Origin of the sequence: Paenibacillus puerhi, assembly GCF_009846885.1 — a bacterium.
GTDB classification, from domain to species: Bacteria; Bacillota; Bacilli; order Paenibacillales; family NBRC-103111; genus Paenibacillus_G; species Paenibacillus_G puerhi.
The window spans coordinates 63,116-88,831 of record NZ_WUWM01000017.1; the positions used below are offsets into that span (position 1 = coordinate 63,116).

Sequence of the window (25,716 nt, forward strand, 5' to 3'; positions counted from 1 at the left end):
CGTTCATCTCCTCTCGTCTTCGGGCTGCTGCGGGGCGAAGCTGTGCAAATGGGCACGGAGCGCGCGAAACGATACGCCCCGCTCATCCCCAAGCACGAAGGCTTTGACCCCCAGCTCCCGCCAATACGTATACTCTTCCGGCCTGCGCGGGATGGCGCAATAAGGAACGCCCTGCTTCCGGCAAGCGGCCTGAACCTGCCTCAAGCCCTCTTGGACGACCGGAGCGCCGGTCTGCCAAGGCACTCCGCACGATTGAGACAAGTCCGCCGCCCCCTCGAGCACCATGTCAATGCCCGGTACGGCAGCAATCTGCTCGGCCTGACTAACGCCCTCGCGGCTCTCGATCATAGGCACGACCATGATTTGCTCATTGGCACGCCGGATGTACGCCGCCAGATCGTGCTTGCCGAACATGCCCGCGCGGCCGCTGTTCAGACTGCGGGTTCCGTCGGGGCCGTATTTGCAGGCGCGGACGATGCCGGCAGCCTGCTCCTTCGTCTCCACATGCGGCACGACGATGCCGAGCGCTCCGGCATCCAGCGCCCGCAGGATGACTTTGGGATTCGGCTCGGGCACCCGGACCATCGCGGTGAGACCGGTGAGCTCCGCCGCACGGATCATATGCTCTAGTGTTTCGGGATTGATGCACACATGCTCCAGATCGATAATAATAAAGTCATAGCCGGAGCAGCCGACCATCTCGACCATAAGCGCCGAAGGAATGGAGGCAAAAAGTCCGAATACGGGAGCTCCTTCGCGCAGCTTTTGTTTGACCCGATTGTTCATCAGCATATCGCCTCACCTGAACCGATACAGCGGATTGGAGACCTGCTGCAGACGAACCGCCGAATCGCCGAGCACTCTTCGGGCCGTCAACTGTTCAACCCGGATCGTTTCGGCGAACAGATCGAATGCCCTGAACCGAGCCTCGTGCTCGGGATGCTCTTGCTGGTACTCATGGATGAGGCATGCGGTCATCTCCCAGAATCGATCTTCCGGCATCTCGTAACGCTCTTCGAGAAGAAAGCATAGCTCGGACAGGTTAATAAAGAAGAAGGCATCATGAACAAAGTCCCTTACGGCTTCCGTGCTATCCGTTTCGATGAAGGAATTCGGATTCACGGCCGCATGCTCCGGCGGGAGCCTGTGCAGCGCCGGACACAGCTCCGGCGCGGTGAGGGCGGCCCGGGAGAACCGGATTCCATCGTGAAAATCCTTGAAGGCCACTCTGGCCGGATGCCCCTCCCGGTGAATCAGCACCATATTTTGCGCATGGGCCTCCAAAGCGACGCCATGAGCATACAGCAGATGGATCAGAGGAGTGACGGACGCCTTCAGCAGAGCCTCCGTCCATGGCTCTGCGCCATACTTCTTGATCCACGGCTCGATCAGCGGCAGGCCATCATGCTGGATATGACATAGTCCATTAAACGGCACCGCCCGCTCGCCTGCTCGCAGATAATGATGCAGGCTCTCTCTCCATATCGCGCCAAGCGTACCGTAAGCGCGCTCCCTGAGCGGTTCGGGCAAAGCCTCATGATCGTACGCTATGCCCGCTACCTCCCGCAGCAGCACATAGCCGGCCCCGTCACCCGCCCGATCCTCTTCGGTCAGCCGAGCCAGCCAATCGGAGATAAGCGGCGCATTCAGCACGGTATGCTTGGCCAGAATACGGCTAGTTGACGTATTGACCAGCACCATAGGCAGCTTGACATACGACTTTAAGGGCGAAGAAGCATTGGACAAGGTGCGGATGGACTGTTGAGGCCAGTAATCATCCGCCCCCTCTCCCAGTACGACGAGCCTTCCCTCGGCCATCCGGGCGTGGAAGGTCCGCAGCGTAGACTCTCTCCATTGCCAGGGATGAACGGGGACCAGCAGGTAACGGCTTGCATCACGGCCAGCCGCTTCGAGCACGAACGCAAACTGTGCCAGCACGTCCGCTCCAAGCTCCGCCCGGATGAAGTCGGCATACCGGATCGAGGAGGAATAGCCAGCCTGGCAATCCTCCTCATGTACAGCCACCCACAAGGGTTTGACAACTGGGCTGAATTCGGGACCATAGGCGGCATTGTCCGCCAAGCTGAACCCTATTCGGGATTTGTAGCACGGATGATACGGGTGCCCTTCCAAAATAGCCGCTTCCAGCTCGTCATATTCCAGCTCCGCAGCCGGAACCGCCCGGGCTGCACTCGCATAGCGTGCCTGGGTATCCTTCAGCCACGTCTGGGTTACTTCCTCCTCGAACACAGCCATGCGTCCGGAAGCCGCGATCGGCCGGACCACCTCGTCCAACAGCTCGGACAGACGTGCCGGGCGGCCGCCGTCGCTCCCTTCCCATCTCTGGAGCGAAGCGATATCCAGCCGGATCCGGCCGAAGCTCAACTTTCTTTTCCCCCGGCAGGTGTACCGTACGGCTCCCCGCTCCGAAGTGGCCGCGTGGACCGTAAATAAGCGCCAGCCGGCCGCATGGTCTGCAGCATTCCAGGTCCTCACGTAATCCCCGGAATCCCCAGCCTCCTTGACACCCGTATCCTTCGCAGCATCCGCAGACCCTTCCGCATCGGCCTCCTCCGTATAAGAAACCAGACGCTCGTAGAGCAGCGATTCCATCAACTGCCGCATGATTCGCTGTTCCGTCTCCCTGTACGGCTTGGAAACGAATAGGTCATATTCCTGCACGGCTGCATGAGAGCCATTCCCGTTCAACAACAGGCCGGTATTCATCGCTTCACCTCGCTGTCACTAATCGGATTCGGTATATCCACATAATCAGGCGTTTCCCCACGCTGCTGGAATCTGCTGATGAAGTTGGCCTTGGCCGGCAGCGTCTGCCGCCCCAGCAGATCGGTCAGCAGCGCATGCAGCGGCTCGCCCCGCTGGGCCTCGCTGCGATGCTGCTCCAGTCTGTTTCTGACAATCTGCCAATACGCCGCTTCCTCCCGCCCGGCGCAGCGGCAGATGGTCGGCACCAGAGTGCCCAGATGATTCACCACATAATAATATTGCAGCCGCAACCAAGCTTCGGCAGCCGGATACAGCACAGGACTGTCCGCAGAAACAAGCTCCTTCGTCCAACCATGCCGATCCGCATGCTCAGCGCTGACGCTGATCCCCTCCAGATCTCTGACATAGAAGCGGCTTGGAAGCCCTCGCTCCAGACGCAGCAGCGAGTTTTGCAGATGCGCCTCCAAACTGATGCCCGAATGCGCGAATAATCGGAGCAGCGGCAGTGCGGTTAGATCGATATAGCGGCTCAGCCACATGTCCCAATCGGGCAAACTGCCTCCTGCGGACTGGCGGATAGCGGTGAACAACAGCGGCTCGGTCGAGCCCGGCGCCTCCTCCAGCAGCGAGGCCAACGCATAGCAAGGGTCGCCTCCCTGACCGGTCAGCGGTTTGCCTTGGCGGTAGATAACCGCGAAGCTTGCCATCAATTGCTCTCGCTCGGACCAAGGAACATCGTTCAGCCGGATCGTCCGATACCCGAGCTCAGGCAGGATGCGAAGTCCCTCCTTTGCCTCCAGCTCGTCCGCCTCCTCCGATAATCGCTTCACGATAACGGCCGCGTCCATCGTTCGCCTGACCTGCTCCGGCGTATTCTCGCGAATGAAATGGGTGATCCTCACATGCAGCGGAAGCTTGTAAAACATCCCCTCTTCCGGATCCCACACTGTTCTTACCGAAGAAGTCGGGTATACAACAGCTCCCATACGGCCCAAGTCGACCAGCTTGCCTTGCTCAAGCAATCGCTGCACATGCCGGTTTCCCTGCACATACGTCCACTGCCACGGATGAACCGGTATCGCTGTATATCCTTGCGCCAGAGGACCCAGCCTTCGTACAGCCTCCCGGACCGTTTCCGGCAGCGGCTCATACGGGTCTATCCACTGCTCCTCTACCAGCTCCTGCGAGACGGCCACATACTGCAGACGGAAGGAGGCTCCAAGCTCAGGCGCATACTGAGCCAGTTCCTCTTCCGTAAAGCCTTCCGAGCTTTTGGGCGTAGGATGAAACGTATGTCCATATCTCAAAGACTGCTCTGACCCGATGTAGCTCAAGGCAGCTTCCTGACGGCTCTCCCGGCAGCTTGCAAATTCGAGATACAGGCTCGTCCGGCGGATACTGCATGCGATCTGCTCCAGCATCTCCCGCTTGCGGGCCTGACGGTCCGCACGGGGGCCCAGGCAGCTAACCTCCGTCAGCAGCATATCGATCAGCCGGTCCGTCCCCAGCGGGATCGCGCCGTCTTCTGCCGACATATCCCGCACGTGAAATGCCTCCCGGTAAGCATGCTGCCCGGCCAGGGAGAAGTAGCTGAACCGCCCCAGAATAACCTTGCCCGTCCGCGGCAGGGCAGCCGCGAAGGCTTGATCGCGGCTCCCATCGCGGCGGTTCACCCTCGGATCGAACTGCCCGGTCTCCCGCAGATAGCCGTTCAACAGAAAGCGCAGGGCGGCCTGCTCAGCCAGCTTCCGGCATTGGAGGGCCGCGGCGTCTGACCGTTCTTGATGTTGCAGCATGACGATGAATCTCCCTTCTTGCGCTGCCACGGCAGCGGTTATCCGTACAGCGGCAGCCTTGTGCCTATCCCTTCCTTCAACGCTTCAGCATAGATGCGCCGGGCGCATGCAATATCTTCAATCGCCATGCCCATCGGATTCAGAATGATGATCTCATCGTCCTTCTCCCTCCCGGGCTTGGCGCCGATCACAAGCTCTCCGAGCTCGGCATAGAGCAGCTCGCGGGAGAACCGGCCTTCGAGCACAAGCTGGTTCAGTACCTTCTTCTCCCTGTTCGATTGCTCCCAGTCATCCACCACCACTTTATCCGCTTGCAGATAGGCTTCCTTATGCACATCCATGATGGATATGTTGCTGACAAACGCGCCCCTGCGCAGCCACTCGAACGGAATATACGGCTTGTCGGCGACCGTGCATGTAATCACAACCTCGCCTTCCCGGACGGCCCGCTCGGCGCTGCGCGCCACGACAATGACGGTATCCGCGAACCGTTCGCGGATCACATCGGACAGTCGCTCGGCGGCACCCGGCTGCTGATCGTACAGGTGCAGCTCCCGCACCTGCGGGTACTGCTCCAGCAAGGACAGGAGCTGAGCTCTGGCAATCAGCCCGCAGCCGATGCAAGCAACCGTATGAAAGGCTGGCTTGGCCAAATACCGTACGGCCACAGCGGTGACGGCAGCCGTACGCATGCTGCTGATCAGCCCCGCTTCCATCACGGCAATCGGGTAATGGCTGTCCGCATCGTTCAGCACGATAAGGCCGCTTGCCCGCTCAAGGCCTCTGGCTTGCTGATTGTCATGCTTGCTGCCGATCCATTTGATGCCCGATACCGGAGCCTCTCCTCCGATATGAGCCGGCATGGCTATGATGCGGTCGGCAATATGCCCATCCGCTCCTCCGGAACGCAGATAAGGCTTCAAGGGCTGAACAAAAGCTCCTTGCGCATGGAGCGCCAGCGCTTCCTCCAGCGCCTCGGTGTACAGCCTGGAAGAGCCCCCGCCCAGTCTGGCGATATCGTCCCGGCTCAAGTACAGCAGCTCGGGTGCGGCCTGATCCACAGACCGCTGCCCGGCTCCGATCGACACAAGCTGCAGCTCTGCCTGCTTTGTCATGCTTTCCCTCTCCTCTCGCATTAGCTTAAACTCGCCACCCACTGATCATCGTAAACCAGATCCAGATACCGGTCGCCGCGATCCGGCAGCAGGGTAACCACCCGAAGCGGCCGCTGCGATCTCTCCGCCAGCGAAGGAATCAGCCGGCGGATCGCCGCGACGATCGAGCCCGAGGAGCCGCCGGCGAAGATGCCCTCGGCTATCAGGAGGTCCCGGCAGCCCGTTGCCGAATCCTTGTCGTTCACATGAATGACCTGATCGATTTCGGCCCGGTTCAGCAGCTCCGGCACCCGGCTCGCGCCGATACCCGGAAGCTCGCGCTTGCCGGGCGTTCCCCCGAACAGAATGGAGCCTACAGCATCGACGGCTACGACCTGCAGCTCAGGAAATTTCTCCCGCATTCTTCGGCTCGTCCCCATGATGCTTCCCGATGTGCTGACCCCGGCGATCAAGATATCCGCATAGTCGAGCGACTCCGTAATTTCCCTGCCCGTTCCCTCATAGTGGGCTTTCCAGTTGTTTTCATTCGCATATTGGTTGATCCAGAAGCCGTGGGGATCTCTCTGCAGCAGCTCCTGAACCTTCCGGATCCGGGTCGTCAGGAATCCTCCCTGGTCATCCCGTTCCCGGACCATCTCGATATGCGCTCCCATCTGCCGCAAAATATTCAGATTCGTCGGGGCAATCTTGGGATCGACGACGCAGGTGACCGTCAACCCGTATATTCTCGCCATCATCGCCAAAGCGATGCCCAGATTGCCGGATGTGCTTTCGATCAAGTGCGTGCGCGAATCAATGGCTCCGCTGCGCAAGCCTTGCTCGATGATGAAGCGGGCCGGCCGATCCTTCATGCTTCCTCCGGGATTCATATATTCCAGCTTGGCTACGACCTGCACATGCTCCTGAGGAAACAGCCTGCTCAAATGGACGAGCGGAGTTTGTCCGACGCATTCGGCCACCGACCGCTTCACGGCTTGGAGCTGAGGTTCGGCTTGCAGCGTATCTAACATGAACATTCCTCCTTGCGCTTATTGCAGGAAGATGAGAATCATTCTCTGCAGGTAAAATGTACCATGGGCGCAAGGAGGGGTAAATTCTCCAATCGGATAATCATGGTTATTGAAATGGACCATTAGCGGGCGCTTATCTCCTCGAGACGCGCAGGAGCTATAAGCTCCTTCAGAGTGTAGATGAAATCAGCCCCTGAGCCTTCAATCTCCAGCGCCTTCTTGATATTTTGGATGTGCTTCTTCACGGTATTCTCCGATACGTAGAAGGCGCTAGCGATCTTCTTGATCGAATAGTGGTTGCAGAGCATGAAGGCAATCTCTCTCTGACGCTCGCTCAGCTTGACCAGCGCTCCGTCGCGTGCATTCCGGGCCTGCTCCATGGAAGCCGAAGCCGGCGCTAGCGGCAGAGGAGGCCATTCCGAGGCATGATTGCACTCCAGCGTTATCTTGACGCACTCGGCAAGCGACATCGCCGCCACTTCCCGAATAATCAGGCTGTGCAGCCGAACAAGCTTTTCCCGATCGATTTCGCACTGGGTATGCGAATCGACCGTAAGCTTAACCTTCGTTACCGGAAGTTTCATCTAATCAGCCTCCTAAATGACCATCTATTTTGTTTTATTTTTCCAGTCATTCCCCAAAAAAATCGACTCTTTCCCTGAGTCTGTCGGTTTAACTATCGGAACAGAAGACCAGATGCGGCTTCCGGCTGTCTCGCGGAAGGATGGGCAGGCCTTGGCAATCCGTAATGCTCTCTCAACGTAGAGCCTTCATATTCCTTGCGGAACAAGCCGCGCCGCTGAAGCTCCGGCACTACCTCGTTCACGAAGCTTTCAAAGCCCGCCGGAAAATAAGGCGGCATCACATTAAAGCCGTCCGCGCCGCATTCGACGACCCATTTCTCCATCTCATCCGCAACCTGCTCGGCCGTCCCCGTGATCGTGAAATGGCCCCTTGCGCTCGCCGTGCGCATGATCAGCTGCCGAATCGTCAACTGCTCCTTCCGGATCATCTCCACATACATGCTGTGCCTGGCCTTCGTCCCCTTCACCTGATCCGCCGCCGGCAGATCCTCCAGCGGGAATGGACCGTCAAGCGGATATCGGGACAGATCGAGCTCCATCGTGTTGGAGACCCGGATCAACCCGAACTGAGGCATGACCAGCTCGTTTAGCATCGCTTCCTTCTCTCTGGCCTCGGCAGCGGTAGCGCCGATAATCGGACTGAAGCCCGGCAGAACCTTCAGCTCCCCGGGGGATCTGCCGTATTTCCTCATCCTGCCCTTCAAGTCGGCATAGAACTTGGTCGCTTGCTGCAGGCTGTTTTGAGCCGTGAATACGACCTCGGCCGTCTCGGCGGCCAGTTCCATTCCCGCATCGGAGGAGCCGGCTTGCACGAGCACCGGATATCCTTGCGGAGATCGGCCGATATTCAGCGGGCCATGTACGGAGAAATGCTCGCCCCGATGCCGAAGCGGGCGGATCTTGTTGTCATAGTCGGCATAGATGCCCGCCTGCTTGTCAGCTACAATGGCATCGTCCTCCCAGCCGTCCCAAAGCCCCTTCAGCACCTCCAGATACTCGCGCGCGCGGCCGTAACGGCTGCCATGCTCCGGATGCTCCTCCAGGCCGAAGTTCGCAGCCGTGGCATCCCCTACGGAGGTTACGCTATTCCAGCCGGCTCTTCCCCGGCTGATATGATCGAGCGATGCGAACATCCGCGCCACATTGAACGGCTCGCTGTATGTAGTCGATACGGTGCCGATCAGCCCTATCCTTTCCGTCGCCATAGCCAATGCGGACAGCAAGGTAAGCGGCTCCGGCGTCCCCAGTATTTTGTATTTGACCGCCGGGGTCAGCACGAGGGCATCGGCGATAAACAGCGAGTCCATCTTCGCGCGCTCGGCCATCTGGGCGAGTCCTGCGTAATAGTGAATATCGGTCAGCCGCTCGGGCGTTGTATCGGGATGCCTCCAGGACGCTTCATGATGCCCGGTATTTAACATAAATAAATTCAGATGCATGTGCTTGTTCATAAAAAACCACAACCTTTCCACATGTAAATTAGTGTAATCATTAATTGATAATAATTATCATTATCAATGATAGCAGGAAAAATCCCCCAGTGTCTACTCCTCGCTTTGCTTAAGATAGGTTTAAGCTGGTGTTTTCGAATATCCCCCCTTTCCAGCAGATGAACGGACAGGTGCATACCGCTTGAACAAAAACCGCATCCGGTCGTTCTCTTCCGGATGCGGGGCAAAAGCGGGCAGGCCGCAAGCTGTTACTTCAGCATATATTTTTCTAGATCGTCAAGCATCAGGTTCGCTGCAATCAGCCCGCCCGAAGAGTTCCATATTCCGTCGTTTACCCGGTACACCTTGCCCTTCTTCACAACCTCGAGATTTTTCCAGAGCGGATCGTTCAGCCATTGCTCCTCGGTTTTGGTCGTCTCCCCCTTCTCGTCGGCGAGGGTGAAGTAGAACAGCATATCCGCCTCAAGATCCGGAATGCGCTCCTTGCCGATAATATCGGCGAACGTCGTCTTGTCCTGCGCCGCAGGGCGCTGCAGACCGATCAGCTTGATCAGGCCTCCGCCGAACGAGTCGGCGTAATGAACCCGGACCTTGTCGCCTACGTAGAAGCGCACCAGCGACACCTTGGTATTGATTTTGTCGCCCAGCTTCGCCCGGAAGGCTTGGATCCGCTTGTCGAAGGCATCCAATTGCTTGTCGCCTTCCTCTTTTTTGTTCAATGCGGCGGCATATACCTTATAATTAATCAACACATCGGAATTGGTCCTGGTCGAGAATACAGTCGGCGCGATGCTGGACAGCTGGTCATAGATTTTCTCCTGACGCAGCTTGTTGCCGATAATCAAATCAGGCTTGAGCGCAGCGATAGCCTCCAGATTAGGCTGATTCTCGTCTCCGACAATCTGTACCCCGTCCAGCTTGCTCTTCAAGTGCTCATACATCGGCTCCACGCCCCAGGCTTTCACCATGCCGATAGGCTTGACGTCTAGCGACAAGGCTGCCTCCACGGCATCATTGACGAGCACGACAACCCGCTTGGGCGTTTCCTTGATCGTGGTTTCCCCCATAGCGTGCTGCACGGTGTATGGTTTGCCCGCGTCCGCCTGTGTGACGGGCGCCGCAGGGGCTGGCGCGCTGCCGGAACCGCTTGGCGCCGATACGCTGCCCGAGCCGCATGCGGCAAGGGTTAACGCCAGTGAAAGCACCAGCCCTGCCGCCGGCCATTTGTGAATCGAAATACCCATTTTTCTGTCTCTCTCCCTTGTTATTTGATAATGAGAATTGTTATCATTACTAGTATAAAATAGCCCTTCGGGACCGTCCATGTACGGAAGTATCCTTTTTGTTGACCCATACTATCCGATTCGATGGAAATGATGAAGGAAAGGAACCGATCCTCATGCTTATCCGACCGCATGTCCAGCACGTCCCGACCGTCCGCCGCCTTCCGCTGCTGTCCTCCGTTCGCCTCCTGAAGCGCAGCGCAGCCTACCTGCGCCATGTGCGCAGAGTTCCGGCTCATCTGCTGTGCTTCGTGCTGGAAGGAGCGGGAAGCATTCGCGTGAACGGCCGTACGCTTGGCATCGAGCCGATGCGCCTGTACTCCCTTTACCCCGGCTCAACGCTCGAAACGACGCCCGCAACGAAGGCGTTTCAAGCCTATGTCATCGTGATCGAGAATATCACTGCCCGCAAGCAGGGAAGGAGTTGGATCGTCGAGAGCAGCCTACATCCTCTGCCGGACCTCCCCGAGGGCTGTATCCGCAGCCGGGAACCGAAGCAGCTTCTAGCGAAGATCATAGCTTTACATGAGACCTTCCGCCAGCCGGCCAGCCGGGAAAAGGGGTTGCCGGAGATGCAGCTCCAGGCTTTGCTCGATATCCTGATCCGGGAATCGACAGCTGCCTCCGATGACCAGGCCGAACCCGCCGCGGGAGACGGGATCGACGCCTCGATCCTCTACATGGAGCGTCATTATCATGACAAAATAAGCCGGGAACGGCTGGCCGACATTGCGGGGCTAACCCCCAATGCGTTCTGCCGCGGCTTCAAGCGAAGAACCGGATGCTCTCCGACCCAATATTTAAATCAACTGCGGATACAGAGAGCCAAGGAGGTGTTATCTCCTTCCCTATCCGTCAAGGAAGCGGCTGTCTCGGTAGGCTACAGCAGCGAATATTATTTCAGCCGTATATTTAAGGAAACAGTCGGGCTTTCCCCGTCTTTATTCATTAAACGGGAGAAGCTCCGGGTCGCCACAGCTTCCCGGACTCATTTTCACCATAACCTGGCCGACATCGGCGTCGAAGCCGTTGCCGCTATAGACGGGTACCGTTACCCCGAGATGGAGGACAACCCGTTCAGCATGCATCTGCTGGGGCAGCTGGAGCAGCTGAAGCTGGCGGGGCCCGATCTGATTATCGCAGACTATACCCATACTTATCTGCTTGACAGGCTGAAGCAAATCGCGCCGACCATCATCGTGCAGCATGAGCTGGACTGGCGGAGGATGCATAGGAACATAGCCGGGCTCGTAGGCCGCGAGCAAGAGGCGGTCCGCTCGATCGACGAGCTGGACCGCCATGCGCAGAACGCTCGCGAACGGCTCCGCTCGCTTGCAGGCGGGCAGAGCGTAACGATTCTGCAGCCGATTAAGCGACTGATTCGTATTCAGGGAACGGGCAATCATCCGCTGAACGAACTGATCTACCAGGAGCTAGGGCTACGGCCCGGCGGCTCCGTGCCTTCCCACAAGATGAGGGAGGAGTGGTTGCCGGAGCAGCTTCCCCCTCTCGCCTCGGATCATTTGTTCATGATTCGCCATACGAGCGACCCGGAGGTCGAGGACCTCTTGATGAAGCTGCAGGAAACCGCTGCTTCCCCAATTTCCCCGGCGGCCGCGCCTTCCCGTAGTTATATCATTCCGAACTGGCTCGTCATGAGCTGGACGCCGCAAGGGAGACTTCGGGTTATCCATCAGCTTTTTCATCACCTGACCGGGCAGCTCCTGCCCCTATAAGCAAGCCTCCTGCTGCTACCGCGATTCTATTCTGGGCAGACAGGCGAGGACTCCTCCTGCCCTTGCCAGACTCGGCGATGCATCTAGTCGACGATAGCCGGAACAATATGATCCTTGATCAAGATCCACCGGTCACGAGGCTTCATCACGAACTCGGATGCAATGGCGATGACCAGGTCCTTGTCCGGCATGCAGCAAATGACATGACCTCCATCGCCTAGCGCTAAGTAGGCAGAAAGCCCGTCCCCCTCGCGCAACCACCATAGATACCCGTAATGATGAGGGTTCATTGCTGTCGATTCGTCAATCCAAGTCTTCGAAATAATCGGTTCGCGATCCCACATGCCGTGGTTCAGATAGAGAAGCCCAAACCTTGCCATATCGCGGGGAGTAAGAGTAAGTCCCCACCCTCCCGTGGAATTACGGCCGGGGTCTTGCACCCATCCTCGTACCTCGCTTCCGAACAGTTCGTCGAACCCGAAGGCTTTCATCCCATAATCCGGGATCTCTCTCATGCCGATCGGTTTAAATAAACGTTCGTTGGCAAACTCGCGGGCACTTTTTCCTGTGCTGCGCGTGATGATGGCTGAAAGCAGATGCGCCCCTGCGGTGGAGTATTTAAAAGCTCCTAGGCTCCCCTGTCGGCCCAGTATATCCAGGCAATAGTTGACCCAGTCTGGTTGTGTACACATCTTCTCCAGCGCTTCGTGCCCATTCTCAAAGGGGAAGGGAGCCGTCATCGTCAGCAGATGGCGTATGGTAATATCCCGCTTCTGCGTATCGGCAGGATCGGGAACATATTCGGGAAAAAAATCCAACACCTTCTGGTCTGCATCTTGAATATAGTTGGCCTCTATAGCTATTCCGATGAGGGCGCTCACTATACTTTTCGTCACAGACGCCACATGATGCGCATCATCCGGACCATAGCCATGATCATAGTTTTCATAAGCAAGATATCCATGCCTCGCAATCACAATACCGTTGACATTGCTATACTCCGATTTTATGACGGACTCCAGCTCGGACAGCTTTTGGGCGTCCATTCTCAAGGCTGCAGGGTCTAAGGTTTGCCATTCTGTAGTGGGCCAGTAGTTTCTTAGCATGATAAAGACCTCTTTTGAAAGTTATTGGGGTTGGCGCAGCGAGCTAAAGAAACGGTCTGCTCTCGTCCTGCTTTTCCTTTTTCCGTACCGGCACATACACCTCAGTCACGATGTCCTCAGAAACGGCAGCCTGACTGGGATCGGTCGCATATACTTCATACGGCGATGCCGCCCATTCATAGCCTTCCTCCTCTGCCCATTCCCTCAGCTTGGCATATACCGATCTCAATTCTGAATAGGAGCCCTTTAAAACAGACTTCGCACAAAGACCTCCAGCCAGCTCTCTCGTCCCCGGTACCGCCTCCTGAATGGGGATCGCAAACTCGGTATCATTGCCGGCAGGGTTATGTTCAGGGCTGTGGTAAATAGTCATCGGCGTACCAAGCAAGGTCAGCTTTTCATGGGCAATCCTTTCATACAGCGTGCTAAAATAGTTCCCGTATCCCGGCACGTAGTCCTCGCTGCTCATCATCCGGCGCATAGAAAGAATAAGGAGCGGCTTGGTTTCAACCAGCTGGACCGGGATATGGTCAAGGTAGGACATGATCGCTATGCCCTGCTCTATTAGGGAAATATCATGACTCATTTGCCGGAGCGTATATTCAAATGCGTTCAGTCTCTCCTGTATCTCCCTTTTCTTGCGGCGAAGAACGGAGCAAAGCTTCTCCTCAGCCCGATCCTCCTCCCCTTCCAATAGGTCTTTGATTTCTTCCAAAGAGAAATGATACGATTTCAAGCGATTAATCAAAAGCATCCTTTTTAATTGCTTGATGGCATAATACCTATAGCCGTTGTCAGGATTAATTTCCTCCGGATGAATTAATCCAATTTCATCATAATATCGAAGCGTTTTGGTAGACACTTCGCATATCTTCGAGAATTCTCCAATCGACAGCAACACGTCGCCTCCTTTCTCCCCCTATATCTCTCCGCTCTTCTATTCTTACACCTTACCCTAAGGGCAAAGTCAACAGCAGATTCGGCATTTTTTAATTCGGCCAGCCGGGAAGGCGGCATATGCCCGGATTTCAGGTTAATATCATCGGGCTAACGGACAGTAAGCCGGTCCCCTCAGGAACCGGCTCTATCTCCACTTCTATCCGTTATTTCTGAAAAAGCCTGGCCATGACTACGGTCGCTTGGGCCCGCGATGCCTGCTCCTGCGGCTTAAAGCTATCGCCCTCCGCCGCATTCATCAGCTCCAGCGCAGCGGCCGCACGGACGTGCGTCCTCGCCCAGACGCTGACCGTTCCCTCGTCGTCGAACTTCACTTCCTGGGTCATGACCAGATCGGACAGGGTCTTGCCCTTGGCATGCAGATAAGCGTTCACCAGGATGACCGCCATCTGCTCTCGCGTGATGTTCGCTTCAGGCAGGAAGCGAGTCTCTGTTATACCGCTCACCAGTCCCGCCCGATAAGCCGCGTATACCTCTTGGTAATACCAGGACTCCGGCGATACGTCCTCGAAATGGGCGTCGGTCACGCCCGGCTGATCCAGCTTCAGCGCACGCGACAGCAAGGTGACGAATTGCGCCCGGGTGACCGCTTCATCGGCAGCGAACTGATGCTCGCTCAATCCTTGCACCACTTGCCGGGCAATCATCCGCTCGATATCCTGCTGTGCCCAGTGCCCCTCGATATCCGGGAACGTGCGGTTGTAATCCAGTACGACATAGCGGGAGAAATGCGGAAGCTCCAGCTTCATGGACTTATTGTCGCTGCCCCACTGTCCGCCCTCATATCTCCACTCCTGGCGGACCTCATCATATCTGTAGACGCCAACCTGATGCGGACGGCTGATCTTGTGCATATCGAGGCGAAATGAGGCCGTTACCGGCTTCTCGAAGGAGCGGATGATCGCTTTGTCGGTCTGCAGCGAGAAATCATAGCTCTTGGAGGCCGCCAGCGAGCCTTCGGGCAAGCCTGCGGGAGGCTTGGCATCCAAGGTTAGGGTGAGCGTCTGCCCGCTTTCCAGCTTACCCGCGAAGCCCGCAGGCAGTCTCAGCTCGACCGCGGAGGCTTGGACCACAAACGGCTTGTTCGCCTGCCCCGCCTTGCTCACCGCTTCCTCGCTCAGCTTCACCTGAATACGATCCACGGCGGCTTCCGTCGTTGTCGCGTCGATCAGCACCTCTGCGCTCTTGGAGGCGATCTCCTTCAGCAGGTCCTCGGTCTTCGGCTCCACGACGAGCAGCTGGCGCCCGTCGGAATCGCTCTTGACCTCCTTCGGCTTCGTCGGAGCTATAAAGCCTCCTCCTCCGCCACCGCCGCCTCCGCCACCCCCGCCGCCTGCCGGTGGAGCGGTTATGAGGTAACGGTAGCTGACTTCGTCACTATATACCTCATTTTTAAATACGATCGCATGCAGAATCGACGACCTGGACACCGTAATCGCCTGATCCCGGTACTGGCCCCCCACGGTGCCGCTCTCGGTCTCCAGCACATACAGAATGTCCGCTTGAGGCTCGGCCGTTGACAGCGTAACCTGCCTGCTGCCCGCATAGGTTCCGCTGCTCAGAGAGGCCGACGGCTTGGCAGGGCGCTTGATGTAACTGATAGGATTGGAGCTGACCCCCGCTCCCTCAGCCACATAATAATACCGATAAACATCGATAGGGCTTGTGGCAGGCAAGCTGGCGGCAAGCCGGACGTAGCCGCCTGACAACTCCCCCGAGGCTCTGTTGTCGACGAGCCTATCCTCACTGCGCTTGACCTTATCCTCGCGCCAGCCGCGTATAGTCAGATGAACCCCGCTGCTTGATGGCACAACTTCATTGTTCAGATTCCGCAGATACACGTCGAAGGTCACCGTGCGCGATAGGCTATAATCAACCTGCCCTTGGGGCGTAATCTGCAGTCTTGGCAGCTCGAAGGCTTGCTGGCCGTTGAACATGCCCGCTCCGAAGGTCAATTCGAAGTTTACCGGTTCTGTGATGTTCGTATAGCCGGAAGACGGGGCGGGAACCGGATGGAAGCTTTTAACCGAATTCTTCATAATTGTCTTGATGTCTTCCGCCGTCAAAGCGCCATTATAGGCCTTCAACAAAGCAGCTGTTCCCGTTGCCAGCGGGGTAGCCTGAGAGGTTCCCCTACCGTAGCCGTACAGGACCCCCTTGCCGACCGAAGCCGGCAAGGTGCTGTAGATATTGACGCCGGGCGCGACCAAGTCTACCTTGCCGATATTCGAGAAGTCCGCTATCGTCAGCCTGCCGTCGGCCAACTGCTCCAGCGCCCCGACGCTGACTACCTCGTCGAAGGCAGCCGGGTAGCCCGCCTCCTTGGCATAGCGGGTCGTATCCTTCGCCGGTTCATCGAGCTGTCCGGCTTCTGTCCCGATCCAGTGATTGCTTTCGTTGCCTGTGGCGGCGAACATCAGAATATTCGCTGCCGCCGCTTTTTGGATCGCTTCGTGCACCAATTTACTGCGTCCAGGGGAACCCAGGCTCGCATTGATGAAGTCCACCCTCTGCTCGATGGCATACTCGATCCCTTTCAGCAAGGAAGCGGTATCGCCGTTGCCTTTGTTATCCAGCACCTTGACCGGCACGATTTTGACGCCCGGCGCCGCCCCGGTGTATCCTCCCGTGCGCTTGGCGCTGGCCGCAATAATGCCCGCTACATGAGTGCCATGTCCTTCCTCATCCTGCACCGTAAGGGCCGAATCGATAAAATTCCGGCCGGATCCGGCTAGAACAGCGTCCATCAGATCGGGATGGGTCAAGTCAATACCCGTATCGAGCACGGCCACCTTGACCGCAGACCGCTGGACATGCGTGGTTTTGGAGGCCAGATACGTAATGCCCGTCACCGACAGCCCCCAGCTTTGCATGTAGGCGGGATCGGCCCCGTTATAGTAAACGGCCTGCCCCACTGTCTGACCGCCGGCATCAGCCGCCTGCCCGGTTTTCTTCACGATATAGACAGGCTCGGCATATTCGACGTTCGGATCGGCCGCCAGCTCCTTCAGCTTGTCCGCCACAGGGATCGTCTCGGAAAAGGTAAGCTGCGCGATGCGCGGAGCTACAGATTGAAGCTGATAGGTATCGCCGCCTGATAATGGTGGAACCTTATATTTGACGAGCGCCTTGCCGGGAATAATCTGGCCGTCATCCGCATCCATGCGAACTGCGGCCAGCCCCCCTTTGTCTTCGGATGAAGCCTGGACGACCGGGGCCGTACTTTGGCCGATCCATCCGACAGCCAGTACCCCCGTAAGTATGAATTTCCATAAACGCGAGCTGCCGAACCGCATGTTTCTCCCCCTACGACTTATTCTATGATTCTCTCAGATGTATGGGACTATCATAGTAAGGATTCAAAGAAGAAGCAATGCGGTGATTTTGCTATAATGGAATTATAATGAAAACTTTATAAAGGAAAGGGGCTTCCCTGTGCCACAACTGCTGATAAGAGGCGTACCTGTCGAGACGGTGCAGTACCTCAGCCGTTCGCTGATCGACGAGCTGGCTGCGATCTGCGAATGCGGGACGGATAATTTTACGATCGAATGCTTCTCTACTACGGGGATTTTTAACGGGGAGCCCGTTCCCTCCTTCCCCTTCGTCCATGTCTGGTGGTTCGATAGAGGACAGGATATCCGGGACCGCTTCGCCTTATCGATCGACCGCCATCTCCGGGAAGCCGGTATAGAGGAATCCGAGATCGCTTTCTCCGTCTTCGCGGAGAACAGCTACTACGCGGGCGGCAAGCCTTTCGGTTAAGCCGAACCGTAGCGCCGTTTTGCTCGGACCTGAGAATCGGGTATACTGGAAGAAGATCCATCCTATCCCATCCTAAAGAGGTGAAAGCGCGTGTCCCCATCCAAACATGAACTCGCTACATTCGCAGGAGGCTGCTTCTGGTGCATGGTGACGCCATTCGAGGAGATGCCCGGCATCGTCAGCGTCGTCTCCGGCTATACCGGCGGCCATACCGAGAATCCTACTTACCAGGAAGTATGCACCGACACGACGGGGCATACCGAAGCGGTACAGATCACATTCGACCCCGAGCTGTTTCCCTATGAAGAGCTGCTCGACCTATACTGGCGCCAGATCGATCCGACCGATGCGGGGGGCCAGTTCTGCGACCGAGGCTCGTCCTACCGTACCGCTATTTTCTACCATACCGAGGCCCAGCGTACGATTGCCGAGGCTTCCAAGCAGCAGCTTCAGGAAAGCGGACGGTTCGAGCAGCCCATCGTGACACCGATTTTGCCTGCTGAGGTATTCTATCCCGCCGAAGAGTATCATCAGGATTACCATAAGAAAAATCCTTTGCGCTACAAGATGTACCGCCGCGGCTCCGGACGCGACGACTTCTTGCGGCAGTATTGGAACACGGATAAGGACAAAGAGGCGCTGAAGGACAGGCTGACGCCGCTGCAATGGAAGGTTACGCAGGAGAGCGGCACCGAGCCGGCGTTTCACAACGAGTACTGGGACAACCACCAGGAGGGCTTGTACGTGGACATCGTATCCGGCGAGCCGCTGTTCAGCTCCAGGGATAAATTCGATTCCGGCTGCGGCTGGCCGAGCTTCTCTAAGCCGCTCTCTCAGGGCTTGATTGAAGAGAAGCAGGACTACAGCCACTTTATGATCCGCACCGAGGTTCGCAGCCGCAAAGCCGACTCCCACCTGGGTCATGTCTTCAATGACGGCCCCCGTGAGCTGGGCGGTCTGCGTTATTGCATCAACTCCGCCTCGCTGCGCTTCATTCCCAAGGAGGAGTTGGAGAAGGAAGGCTACGGCAGGTACGCTTCTTGGTTTGAGTAAAGCGCTAATTTCGGCATGACCCTAAACTCCAGGAGAGAAAGGACCTGTGGCCGCCTTGGCTTACACACTTGCGATCGTTTTCGCTGTAATACTGCTTGCCGTCCTGGCTGTCAGCTTTTACTTCTACCGCATCGCCATTGCCCGCACCGACAAAAGCTTTCTGGCCCGGAACCGGGATCTCCTTACGGAGGAGCCATCGCTGGTCACAGAGGCGCTCGATTGGCTGGATACGCAGCCCCTGGAGCAGGTAACGATCCGATCGGATGACGGCCTGCAGCTTCAAGCCTACTACCTCGCCGCACCGGCGGCATCCAGCCCGACGGCTATTCTGGTGCACGGCTATTCGGGGCATGCCCGGCAGAATGCCGCCTTCGCCAGATTTTACCACGAGCAGCTCGGCTTCCACGTGCTGATGCCGGATAACCGGGGCCACGGCGCAAGCGAAGGCCCTGTCATTGGCTTCGGGTGGCTGGACCGCAAAGATCAGCTGCGATGGATAGACTACGTGCTGCAGCGCAGCGGACCGCAAACCGAGGTGCTCCTGCACGGCATATCCATGGGCGGCGCAACCGTGCTGATGACCAGCGGGGAAGCACTCCCTCCGCAAGTCAAGGCGGTCATCTCCGATTGCGCCTATACGTCGGTCCGGGATCAGCTGGCTTATCAGCTGAAGCGGATGTATCATTTGCCGAGCTTTCCGTTCTTGTCCAGCACCAGTCTCTTGACTAAGCTCCTTGCCGGGTACTCGTTCAGAGAGGCGTCGGCGGTGAACCAGGTCCGTCACGCCAAGGTGCCGATCTTGTTTATCCACGGTACCGGAGATACCTTTGTGCCTTTCGCCATGGTGCACGCGTTATACGAGAATTGCGCCAGCGAGAAGGAGCTGTATATCGTGCCCGGGGCCGGACACGGGATGGCTTACCGGACGGATACGGACGGGTACCGGCAGGCGATGGAGCAATTTATCGGCAAGCATATGACCCCATCCCCCGAGCAGGCCCTTCAGTGAGATCGGGCTGACCTGCGCCGGAGGAACAAAAAAATCCATTTCTCCGGGGGAGAAATGGATCGCAGAGGGAATTCGAGCCGATGACCCGTGATAAAGACTTACCAGAAGCCGCCGAAGCCGCCAAATCCAAAGCCGGGGGCTCCGAACCCGAACCCGGCAAAGGGCAGCGTACCAATGGCGAGCAGATCGAAAAGAACGAGCGGGATAACGGCCGATGTCCGAACCGATTTCCCTTTGCTGCGGACTGAGACATACAGCTTGCCGTCGCTGACTTTGACCAGCTTGCCGCGGACGACGGAACCATCCTTGTTCACGGCATAAATGGATTTTCCGACCAGCTTGGCGACCTCTTGCTTGCGGATTGCCTTGTGCATTCACATCCACCTCCAATTGGGATCGTCAGGCCATATTCGCGGGCGAATTGGCGTTAACGGTATATTGTACGGGGGCTGCTTCCGCTCCGCCTGTACGGTCGTCCCCTTGGAGCTCAAGTTGTGCTTACGCCCCCTGCCGATTCCATCGGGGTGTTTTGGTTATTCGCAACCTCAGACACGGTTCTCTTCTATAGGACTGACAACGACAAAAAGGACCGCGCCTTATGCGCCGTCCTGCTGCTTGCCCGTCACGCCCGCTCTCTGCCATCCGGAGATGCCTACCGGCGCAGACGCCCAAGCTCAGAGGTTATAGCCTCAATTTCGCTGATACTGAATTGATTTTTACTAGCGACCATACTGTAGATATCACGAAGGTCCTCATAAAGCTCGTCATTCAGCGCGGTAGCCTTAAGCGCCGCTCCCGAAGCCATGCGCAGCTTTTTTTTAATTTCTTCAATCATGTAATCTGTATTTTCCAACGTATTTTTCGTCAAGTCCATGTTCGGCCCTCCCAAGCATTTTTGCACTGATTCTTATTGTACCATGTTTGGCGGATCGGCGCTCCGTAAAAGAAAAACGTTTCCGAGAAGAAAGGACGGATGCCCCATGATACATAAGCTGCATATCCAGACCAGCCATCGCAGTGAAATGATCGAGATTACGAGACATGTTCATGATTTACTCAAGCAGGAGCAGTTAGAGGATGGAATCGCTGTGGTTTACTCGCCTCATACGACGGCCGGCATCACCATCCAGGAAAATGCTGACCCTGATGTCAAGCATGACGTTCTGCTGCGATTGGATGAAGTATACCCGTGGGAGCATCCCGAGTACCGCCATGCGGAGGGCAACACGGCCTCCCATCTGAAAACGATGACCGTCGGCGCCTCGCAGACGATTCTCGTAGCCGGCTCTCGTCTCGTGCTTGGCCGCTGGCAGGGCATTTATTTATGTGAATTTGACGGACCGAGGGAACGAACTTGTTTAGTAAAGTTTATACGCGGATAAGCACAAAAGCGAACAAGCGTGTCAGCGTTTAAGCTTTAATGGGTTAAAGTAAGGGGCTGCAAAGAAGTCTCGGCTGTTGAGGTTTCGGATTCCTTATCCCTGCAGCCCCTCGCACAAATATTTGACATGTTGTTCAGCTAGCTTCTTCACATCCTTGAAGCTTTGACTGTAATGAATATTATAGGAAATAAAGCCGTGCATGGACATAAACAAGCTCCATGGCAAATGGTACATTTTACTTTCGTTATTGTCCTGCTGCGCCACGACTGACCGTACGACGGTAGCGAATAAGTCCAGACATTGCGCCTGCTCCGTTCGGGAATAGCGCTGCAGCTCCGGATCCTTGATCATAAACATAATCTCGTAATGATTCGGATTCTCCAGCCCGAACTTGATGAATTCCAGCATCAGCTTCTCCAGCTGAGCCATGTCACCCAGACGGGTACGGCGAAGCATCTCCCTCTGCCGGTTCAGCAAATCTCTGAAATCCTCGGTTACCAGCGCATAGAATAACTCGGCTTTTTCTTTAAAATGATAATATAGCGCTCCATGACTGTAGCCCATCGCTTTTGCGATGCTTCGCATCGTTAAAGCATGATAGCCATGCTCGACGAACAACTGGCGCGCTTCGGATAAGATCCGGTCGCGGCTCAGCTCCTGCTCGACTGCTTTTCTTGCCAAATGCCCCCAACTCCTCTTAGCTAGCCTGCATATTTTAATAGAGTGATCCTCGCGGATAAGAGAAAGCCGCCGGCTCCCTTAGACAGGAAGCTCGGCATGCTCTACATAGCGGCTCTCGCCCTTATCGATCGTTCCCTGACCTTGCGTGATATCGGTCATCCATTCCATGAAGGCTTCCGCTTCGGATTCCAAGGGCCAACAAAGTAGCGTCACCTTATCGGTAAATTGAGTCTCGCCCATCAGCGTGCCTCGGTTCCTCAGCTCGTTCTCCACCTTGCCCAGCCATGTGTAATCGAGACTGACTCTCACCTCGCGATGCAGCACCTTATAGACCTGCTCCGCAGCCGCTAGGCCCGCCACAGCTCCGTCCGTATAAGCCCGGATCAAGCCGCCCGCTCCCAGCATAATCCCGCCGAAATAGCGGGTAACGACGACTGCTACGTTTTTTAACCCCTGGTTTTTGATAACCTCCAGGATCGGCTTCCCCGCCGTCCCGCTCGGTTCCCCATCATCGGAAGCCTTCTGAATCTCATCCCGTTCTCCGATCATATATGCCGAGCAGTTATGGGTGGCGGACCAATGCTCCTTCTTGATGCTCTCGATGAAAGCTACAGCCTCTTCTTCGCTGGCAGCGGGTCTCGCGAAGCCGATGAACCGAGACTTTTTGATTACGATTTCCGCTGAGCCAGATCGCTTTACCGTTCGATAGTGCGGCAGCATACAGGGCCGCCCTCCTCTCTTACCGGTTATCGGATAAAATTCCATATCCTTACACGAGCTTGGAATATTGCAAAAAAAGCGATCATCCCGCAGGATAAACCGCTTCTTTGCCGGTGATGCCTTAACTCTGTTATTTGCCGAGTCTGGCTTCCAATTCGGCTTTCTCTTGCTCATAGCCGGGCTTGCCCAGCAGAGCGAACATGTTTTTCTTATACGCTTCTACGCCCGGCTGATCAAACGGATTGACGCCAAGCAGATAGCCGCTGAGCCCGCAAGCTTTTTCAAAGAAATAGACCATGTAGCCAAACGTGTACGGGCTCATATCAGGAAGCGTAACAATCAGATTCGGTACTCCGCCGTCAGCATGTGCAAGCATCGTACCCTCGAATGCCTTTTTGTTAACGAAATCCATTGTTTTGCCGCTCAGGAAGTTCAATCCGTCCAGGTCCTGGGCATCGTGTCCGATCGTAATGTGCTCGGATACCTCGCGTACTTGGATAACCGTTTCGAACAGGTTGCGGTTGCCTTCCTGAATGAACTGTCCCATCGAATGAAGATCCGTCGAGAAGTCGACAGCAGCCGGGAAAATGCCCTTGCTGTCCTTGCCTTCGCTCTCTCCGAAAAGCTGCTTCCACCATTCGGATACAAAATGCAGCGACGGCTCGTAATTCACCAGAATTTCCGTCGTCTTGCCTTTGCGGTACAGGGCATTACGTACGGCTGCATATTGATAAGCTTCATTCTCCGCCAGGTTCGGGCTTGCATAAGCCAGGCGCGCATCCGCCGCTCCCCGCATCATGGCTTCAATGTCGATGCCCGCTGTCGCGATCGGCAGCAAGCCTACGGCTGTCAGCACAGAATAGCGTCCGCCTACATCGTCGGGAATGACGAACGTTTCGTAGCCTTCCTCGTCAGACAGCTTCTTCAGCGCGCCCTTCGCCTTATCCGTTGTAGCGTAAATACGCTTGCGCGCTTCTTCCTTGCCGTACTTCTTCTCCAGCAGCTCGCGGAAAATACGGAACGCAATAGCCGGCTCCGTCGTCGTCCCGGACTTGGAGATCACATTCACGGAAATATCCTTGCCTTCGAGCTGCTGCAGCAGATGCGTCACATAGGTGGAGCTGATATTTTGCCCGACGAAGTAAATTTCCGGAGTTTTGCGCTTGTCCTTAGGCAGCAGATTGTAGAAGCTGTGGGACAGCATCTCGAGAGCTGCGCGCGCGCCCAGATAAGAGCCGCCGATCCCTACCACAACCAAAGCGTCCGAGCTCGCCTGAATGCGGCTCGCAGCGGCTTGAATCCGCGCGAACTCTTCCTTGTCGTAGTTCTCCGGGAGATCGATCCATCCCAGATAATCGCTGCCTGCGCCGGTTCCGTTATGGAGCTGCTCATGAGCGGCAGCTACGGCTGCGGACAAATAATCTACCTCGTGTTTGCCTACAAAATCAAGCGCCTTGCTGTAATCGAATTGAAGCTTGGCTGTCATGCGTCTTCATTCCTCCGATTCCGAACCTTAGGTTCTCTATGTAAGTTAAATCTTCGTAATTCCATATGCATAGCATACTTTATCTTGCTTCCGAAACGCAAGTGAACATTCACAGGTATCTGCCAAAATGCTAGAATATTGGCAGGAGGGATCGCCATGAAATCGATCGGATTTATCGGGCTCGGGACCATGGGCAAGCCTATGGCCGCGAACCTGCTTCACAAAGGATTTGAAGTCATTGTGTATAACCGCACCGCAGGGAAAGCGGACGAGCTCGTCCGGCTTGGCGCGAAGGCCGCTGCAAGCCCTTCGGATGCAGCCCGCGAAGCCGATGTCATCGTGATGATGCTCAGCAAGGATGAAGTCGTGCTCGAAGCGGCGTTCGGCGAACATGGGATCGTACACGGCCTTCGACCTGGACTAACGGTAATCGACTGCAGCACCGTTTCCCCCGAAACCAGCCGCAGGCTGTACCACGAGTTCGCTTCTCACCTGGTTGATTTTCTCGATGCGCCGGTGACCGGGAGCAAGCCTGCCGCCGAAAGCGGCACTCTCGTATTCATGGTCGGCGGCGAAGAAGAGACGCTGGAACAGCAGCGCGACGTCTTCCAGGCCATGGGCAGCAAAATCGTGTACATGGGTCCTTCAGGCGCCGGCTCTTATACGAAGCTGGCCCACAATACGATGGTGGGCATCCATGCGCTTGCCCTGATGGAAGGGCTGTCCATCGCCGCCAAAGCCGGACTCGCCGCCGATCAGTTCCTTGAGGTCGTGAAGGCCGGCTCCGCCTCCAGCAAGCAAGCCGAGCTCAAGGGTCCGAAGATTCTGAGCCGCGACTTCAGCAATCAATTTTCCGTCCAGTGGATGCTGAAGGACCTGCTCCTCGCGGGACGCGCCGCACAGCAATTCCAATTGCCCGCTCCGATGCTGCACAGCGCCACCGATATTTTCCTGATGGCGCAGGCCAAAGGGCTCGGCGAGCAGGATCTCAGCGCGGTGATTCAATGCTACGAGGATTGGATGAAGCTGCAGGTCGGCGAAGCCCCACCCCCCCGGCGGGAGGAGGAAGTCCAAGCGGCGGAACGCCGCCGCAACGCTCGTCTGCAGCTCGATATCCAGCTGCATATGTCGGTTTATCAGTGGGAGCAGGAGGGCTCCTTCTCAGGCCAACTTCTCGAGGGCAAGCTCGTCGATCTGTCCGAGAGCGGCATGCGCATCGTCAGCGGCTCTCCGCTTGCCAAGGATATGTTCATCGTGATCCACTTCCCGCGGGAATCCGGTCTGCCGCCGGTCACGGCGCGTATTATCCGGATCGATCAGGAAGGCGAACAGTTCCGTTACGGCTGCATGCTGTCCGGTCTGTCCCCACATGTGCGCCTGCAGATCGAAGAATATATCCGAATCAAGTCGGAGTAAACGCCCCCTGCCTGTTGATAGCGGAAACCCCGCCCGGCTCCTTCTGTTTGCACAGACAAAAGAGCGGGCGGGGTTTGTCGGGATTTGGTTCAAGCAGCTATTCCGCGGCTTATTCGTGGATATACGAGCAAATATAATCCGTCGCCGTGAGGACCTCCAGCTTGAACTTTTCGCCCTTCGGCACGGTAAACTCTCCCGTACCTCTGATCTCCAGCCACTCGCTTGATCCAGGCAGCAGCACCTTCAGCTCGCCTGCCTGAATCTCCATAACTTCCTTAACATCCGTACCGAATTCATACTCGCCCGGCAGCATGATGCCGAGCGTTTTTTTGGTACCGTCGGCGAATAGCACCGTACGGCTTGTTACTTTTCCGTCAAAATATATATTGGCCTTGGTCAGAACGCTTACTTGATCGAATTGGGACATGCGGACTCGCTT

The 25,716-nt window shown here is 56.5% G+C and carries 23 protein-coding genes; 6 read left to right on the forward strand and 17 right to left on the reverse strand.

Translation table 11 applies throughout. From position 1 onward, the window contains the following. Window positions 1–3 precede the first annotated feature (3 nt). The 8 genes from GSF01_RS16445 to GSF01_RS16480 form a co-directional block, all read right to left on the reverse strand. Window positions 4–792 carry an HpcH/HpaI aldolase family protein gene (locus GSF01_RS16445; RefSeq protein WP_159885891.1) on the reverse strand — a complete coding sequence of 263 codons (789 nt, stop codon included), beginning with the start codon at window positions 790–792 and terminating at the stop codon, window positions 4–6. Window positions 793–798: 6 nt separating this feature from the next. Continuing rightward, on the reverse strand, window positions 799–2,727 hold the full coding sequence (locus GSF01_RS16450; RefSeq protein ID WP_159885893.1) for an IucA/IucC family protein: 1,929 nt from the start codon (window positions 2,725–2,727) through the stop codon (window positions 799–801). Then, the gene (locus tag GSF01_RS16455; RefSeq protein ID WP_159885895.1) at window positions 2,724–4,523 is read right to left on the reverse strand and encodes an IucA/IucC family protein; all 1,800 of its coding nucleotides are present in this window, start codon (window positions 4,521–4,523) and stop codon (window positions 2,724–2,726) included. The genes GSF01_RS16450 and GSF01_RS16455 overlap by 4 nt, the downstream gene beginning before the upstream one ends. 38 nt (window positions 4,524–4,561) lie before the next feature. Next, a complete protein-coding gene (gene sbnB / locus GSF01_RS16460; RefSeq protein ID WP_159885896.1) occupies window positions 4,562–5,638 on the reverse strand; it encodes a 2,3-diaminopropionate biosynthesis protein SbnB in 1,077 nt (358 codons plus the stop codon). Window positions 5,639–5,658: 20 nt separating this feature from the next. Next, window positions 5,659–6,648, reverse strand: a complete 990-nt coding sequence (gene sbnA / locus GSF01_RS16465) for a 2,3-diaminopropionate biosynthesis protein SbnA (protein ID WP_159885897.1) — start codon at window positions 6,646–6,648, stop codon at window positions 5,659–5,661. A 122-nt stretch (window positions 6,649–6,770) separates the two neighbouring features. After that, window positions 6,771–7,232, reverse strand: coding sequence for a helix-turn-helix transcriptional regulator (locus GSF01_RS16470; RefSeq protein WP_159885898.1), 462 nt, complete (start codon window positions 7,230–7,232; stop codon window positions 6,771–6,773). A gap of 92 nt (window positions 7,233–7,324) precedes the next feature. Further along, window positions 7,325–8,683 (reverse strand): LLM class flavin-dependent oxidoreductase, encoded by a 1,359-nt coding sequence (locus tag GSF01_RS16475; RefSeq protein ID WP_159885899.1) that lies wholly within the window; start codon window positions 8,681–8,683, stop codon window positions 7,325–7,327. Window positions 8,684–8,931: 248 nt separating this feature from the next. Next, on the reverse strand, window positions 8,932–9,927 hold the full coding sequence (locus GSF01_RS16480; RefSeq protein ID WP_159885900.1) for an ABC transporter substrate-binding protein: 996 nt from the start codon (window positions 9,925–9,927) through the stop codon (window positions 8,932–8,934). Window positions 9,928–10,082: 155 nt separating this feature from the next. On the opposite strand from GSF01_RS16480, the gene GSF01_RS16485 reads away from it, so the two are divergent. After that, window positions 10,083–11,702: a helix-turn-helix domain-containing protein gene (locus GSF01_RS16485; RefSeq protein WP_159885901.1), complete on the forward strand. Its 1,620-nt coding sequence runs from the start codon at window positions 10,083–10,085 to the stop codon at window positions 11,700–11,702. A gap of 83 nt (window positions 11,703–11,785) precedes the next feature. On the opposite strand, the gene GSF01_RS16490 is transcribed toward GSF01_RS16485, so the two are convergent. The 3 genes from GSF01_RS16490 to GSF01_RS16500 all read right to left on the reverse strand — a co-directional run bounded on the left by GSF01_RS16490 (window position 11,786) and on the right by GSF01_RS16500 (window position 17,061). Next, complete coding sequence (locus GSF01_RS16490; RefSeq protein ID WP_159885902.1) at window positions 11,786–12,808, reverse strand: serine hydrolase domain-containing protein; 1,023 nt, start codon at window positions 12,806–12,808, stop codon at window positions 11,786–11,788. 43 nt (window positions 12,809–12,851) lie between these two features. Beyond that, entirely contained in the window at window positions 12,852–13,706 is an 855-nt protein-coding gene (locus GSF01_RS16495; RefSeq protein WP_159885903.1) for a MerR family transcriptional regulator, read from the reverse strand. Window positions 13,707–13,911: 205 nt separating this feature from the next. After that, a complete protein-coding gene (locus tag GSF01_RS16500; RefSeq protein WP_159885904.1) occupies window positions 13,912–17,061 on the reverse strand; it encodes a S8 family serine peptidase in 3,150 nt (1,049 codons plus the stop codon). 139 nt (window positions 17,062–17,200) lie between these two features. Between GSF01_RS16500 and GSF01_RS16505 the strand changes: the two genes are divergently transcribed. The 3 genes from GSF01_RS16505 to GSF01_RS16515 all read left to right on the forward strand — a co-directional run bounded on the left by GSF01_RS16505 (window position 17,201) and on the right by GSF01_RS16515 (window position 19,592). After that, a complete protein-coding gene (locus GSF01_RS16505; protein WP_159885905.1) occupies window positions 17,201–17,530 on the forward strand; it encodes a DUF1904 family protein in 330 nt (109 codons plus the stop codon). 90 nt (window positions 17,531–17,620) lie between these two features. Further along, the gene (gene msrA, locus GSF01_RS16510) at window positions 17,621–18,583 is read left to right on the forward strand and encodes a peptide-methionine (S)-S-oxide reductase MsrA (RefSeq protein WP_159885906.1); all 963 of its coding nucleotides are present in this window, start codon (window positions 17,621–17,623) and stop codon (window positions 18,581–18,583) included. Window positions 18,584–18,629: 46 nt separating this feature from the next. After that, window positions 18,630–19,592 carry an alpha/beta hydrolase gene (locus GSF01_RS16515; RefSeq protein WP_159885907.1) on the forward strand — a complete coding sequence of 321 codons (963 nt, stop codon included), beginning with the start codon at window positions 18,630–18,632 and terminating at the stop codon, window positions 19,590–19,592. A 98-nt stretch (window positions 19,593–19,690) separates the two neighbouring features. On the opposite strand, the gene GSF01_RS16520 is transcribed toward GSF01_RS16515, so the two are convergent. Continuing rightward, the gene (locus GSF01_RS16520) at window positions 19,691–19,966 is read right to left on the reverse strand and encodes a 50S ribosomal protein L33 (RefSeq protein ID WP_159885908.1); all 276 of its coding nucleotides are present in this window, start codon (window positions 19,964–19,966) and stop codon (window positions 19,691–19,693) included. 278 nt (window positions 19,967–20,244) lie between these two features. Further along, complete coding sequence (locus GSF01_RS16525; RefSeq protein WP_159885909.1) at window positions 20,245–20,466, reverse strand: DUF1128 domain-containing protein; 222 nt, start codon at window positions 20,464–20,466, stop codon at window positions 20,245–20,247. Between the two features lie 106 nt (window positions 20,467–20,572). Between GSF01_RS16525 and GSF01_RS16530 the strand changes: the two genes are divergently transcribed. Continuing rightward, window positions 20,573–20,974: a secondary thiamine-phosphate synthase enzyme YjbQ gene (locus tag GSF01_RS16530; RefSeq protein ID WP_159885910.1), complete on the forward strand. Its 402-nt coding sequence runs from the start codon at window positions 20,573–20,575 to the stop codon at window positions 20,972–20,974. Window positions 20,975–21,067: 93 nt separating this feature from the next. Here GSF01_RS16530 and GSF01_RS16535 read toward each other — a convergent pair whose 3' ends face one another. The 3 genes from GSF01_RS16535 to GSF01_RS16545 all read right to left on the reverse strand — a co-directional run bounded on the left by GSF01_RS16535 (window position 21,068) and on the right by GSF01_RS16545 (window position 23,861). Next, on the reverse strand, window positions 21,068–21,655 hold the full coding sequence (locus tag GSF01_RS16535; RefSeq protein ID WP_159885911.1) for a TetR/AcrR family transcriptional regulator: 588 nt from the start codon (window positions 21,653–21,655) through the stop codon (window positions 21,068–21,070). A gap of 78 nt (window positions 21,656–21,733) precedes the next feature. Then, window positions 21,734–22,375 carry a YigZ family protein gene (locus GSF01_RS16540; protein ID WP_159885913.1) on the reverse strand — a complete coding sequence of 214 codons (642 nt, stop codon included), beginning with the start codon at window positions 22,373–22,375 and terminating at the stop codon, window positions 21,734–21,736. Window positions 22,376–22,505: 130 nt separating this feature from the next. Beyond that, the gene (locus GSF01_RS16545; protein WP_159885915.1) at window positions 22,506–23,861 is read right to left on the reverse strand and encodes a glucose-6-phosphate isomerase; all 1,356 of its coding nucleotides are present in this window, start codon (window positions 23,859–23,861) and stop codon (window positions 22,506–22,508) included. A gap of 138 nt (window positions 23,862–23,999) precedes the next feature. Here GSF01_RS16545 and GSF01_RS16550 point away from each other — a divergent pair, with 138 nt between their 5' ends. After that, window positions 24,000–25,277, forward strand: a complete 1,278-nt coding sequence (locus tag GSF01_RS16550; protein ID WP_328803691.1) for an NAD(P)-binding domain-containing protein — start codon at window positions 24,000–24,002, stop codon at window positions 25,275–25,277. A gap of 109 nt (window positions 25,278–25,386) precedes the next feature. Here the strand turns inward: GSF01_RS16550 and ppnP are convergent, their stop codons facing one another. Further along, window positions 25,387–25,704 carry a pyrimidine/purine nucleoside phosphorylase gene (ppnP, locus tag GSF01_RS16555; RefSeq protein ID WP_159885919.1) on the reverse strand — a complete coding sequence of 106 codons (318 nt, stop codon included), beginning with the start codon at window positions 25,702–25,704 and terminating at the stop codon, window positions 25,387–25,389. Window positions 25,705–25,716: the final 12 nt, after the last annotated feature.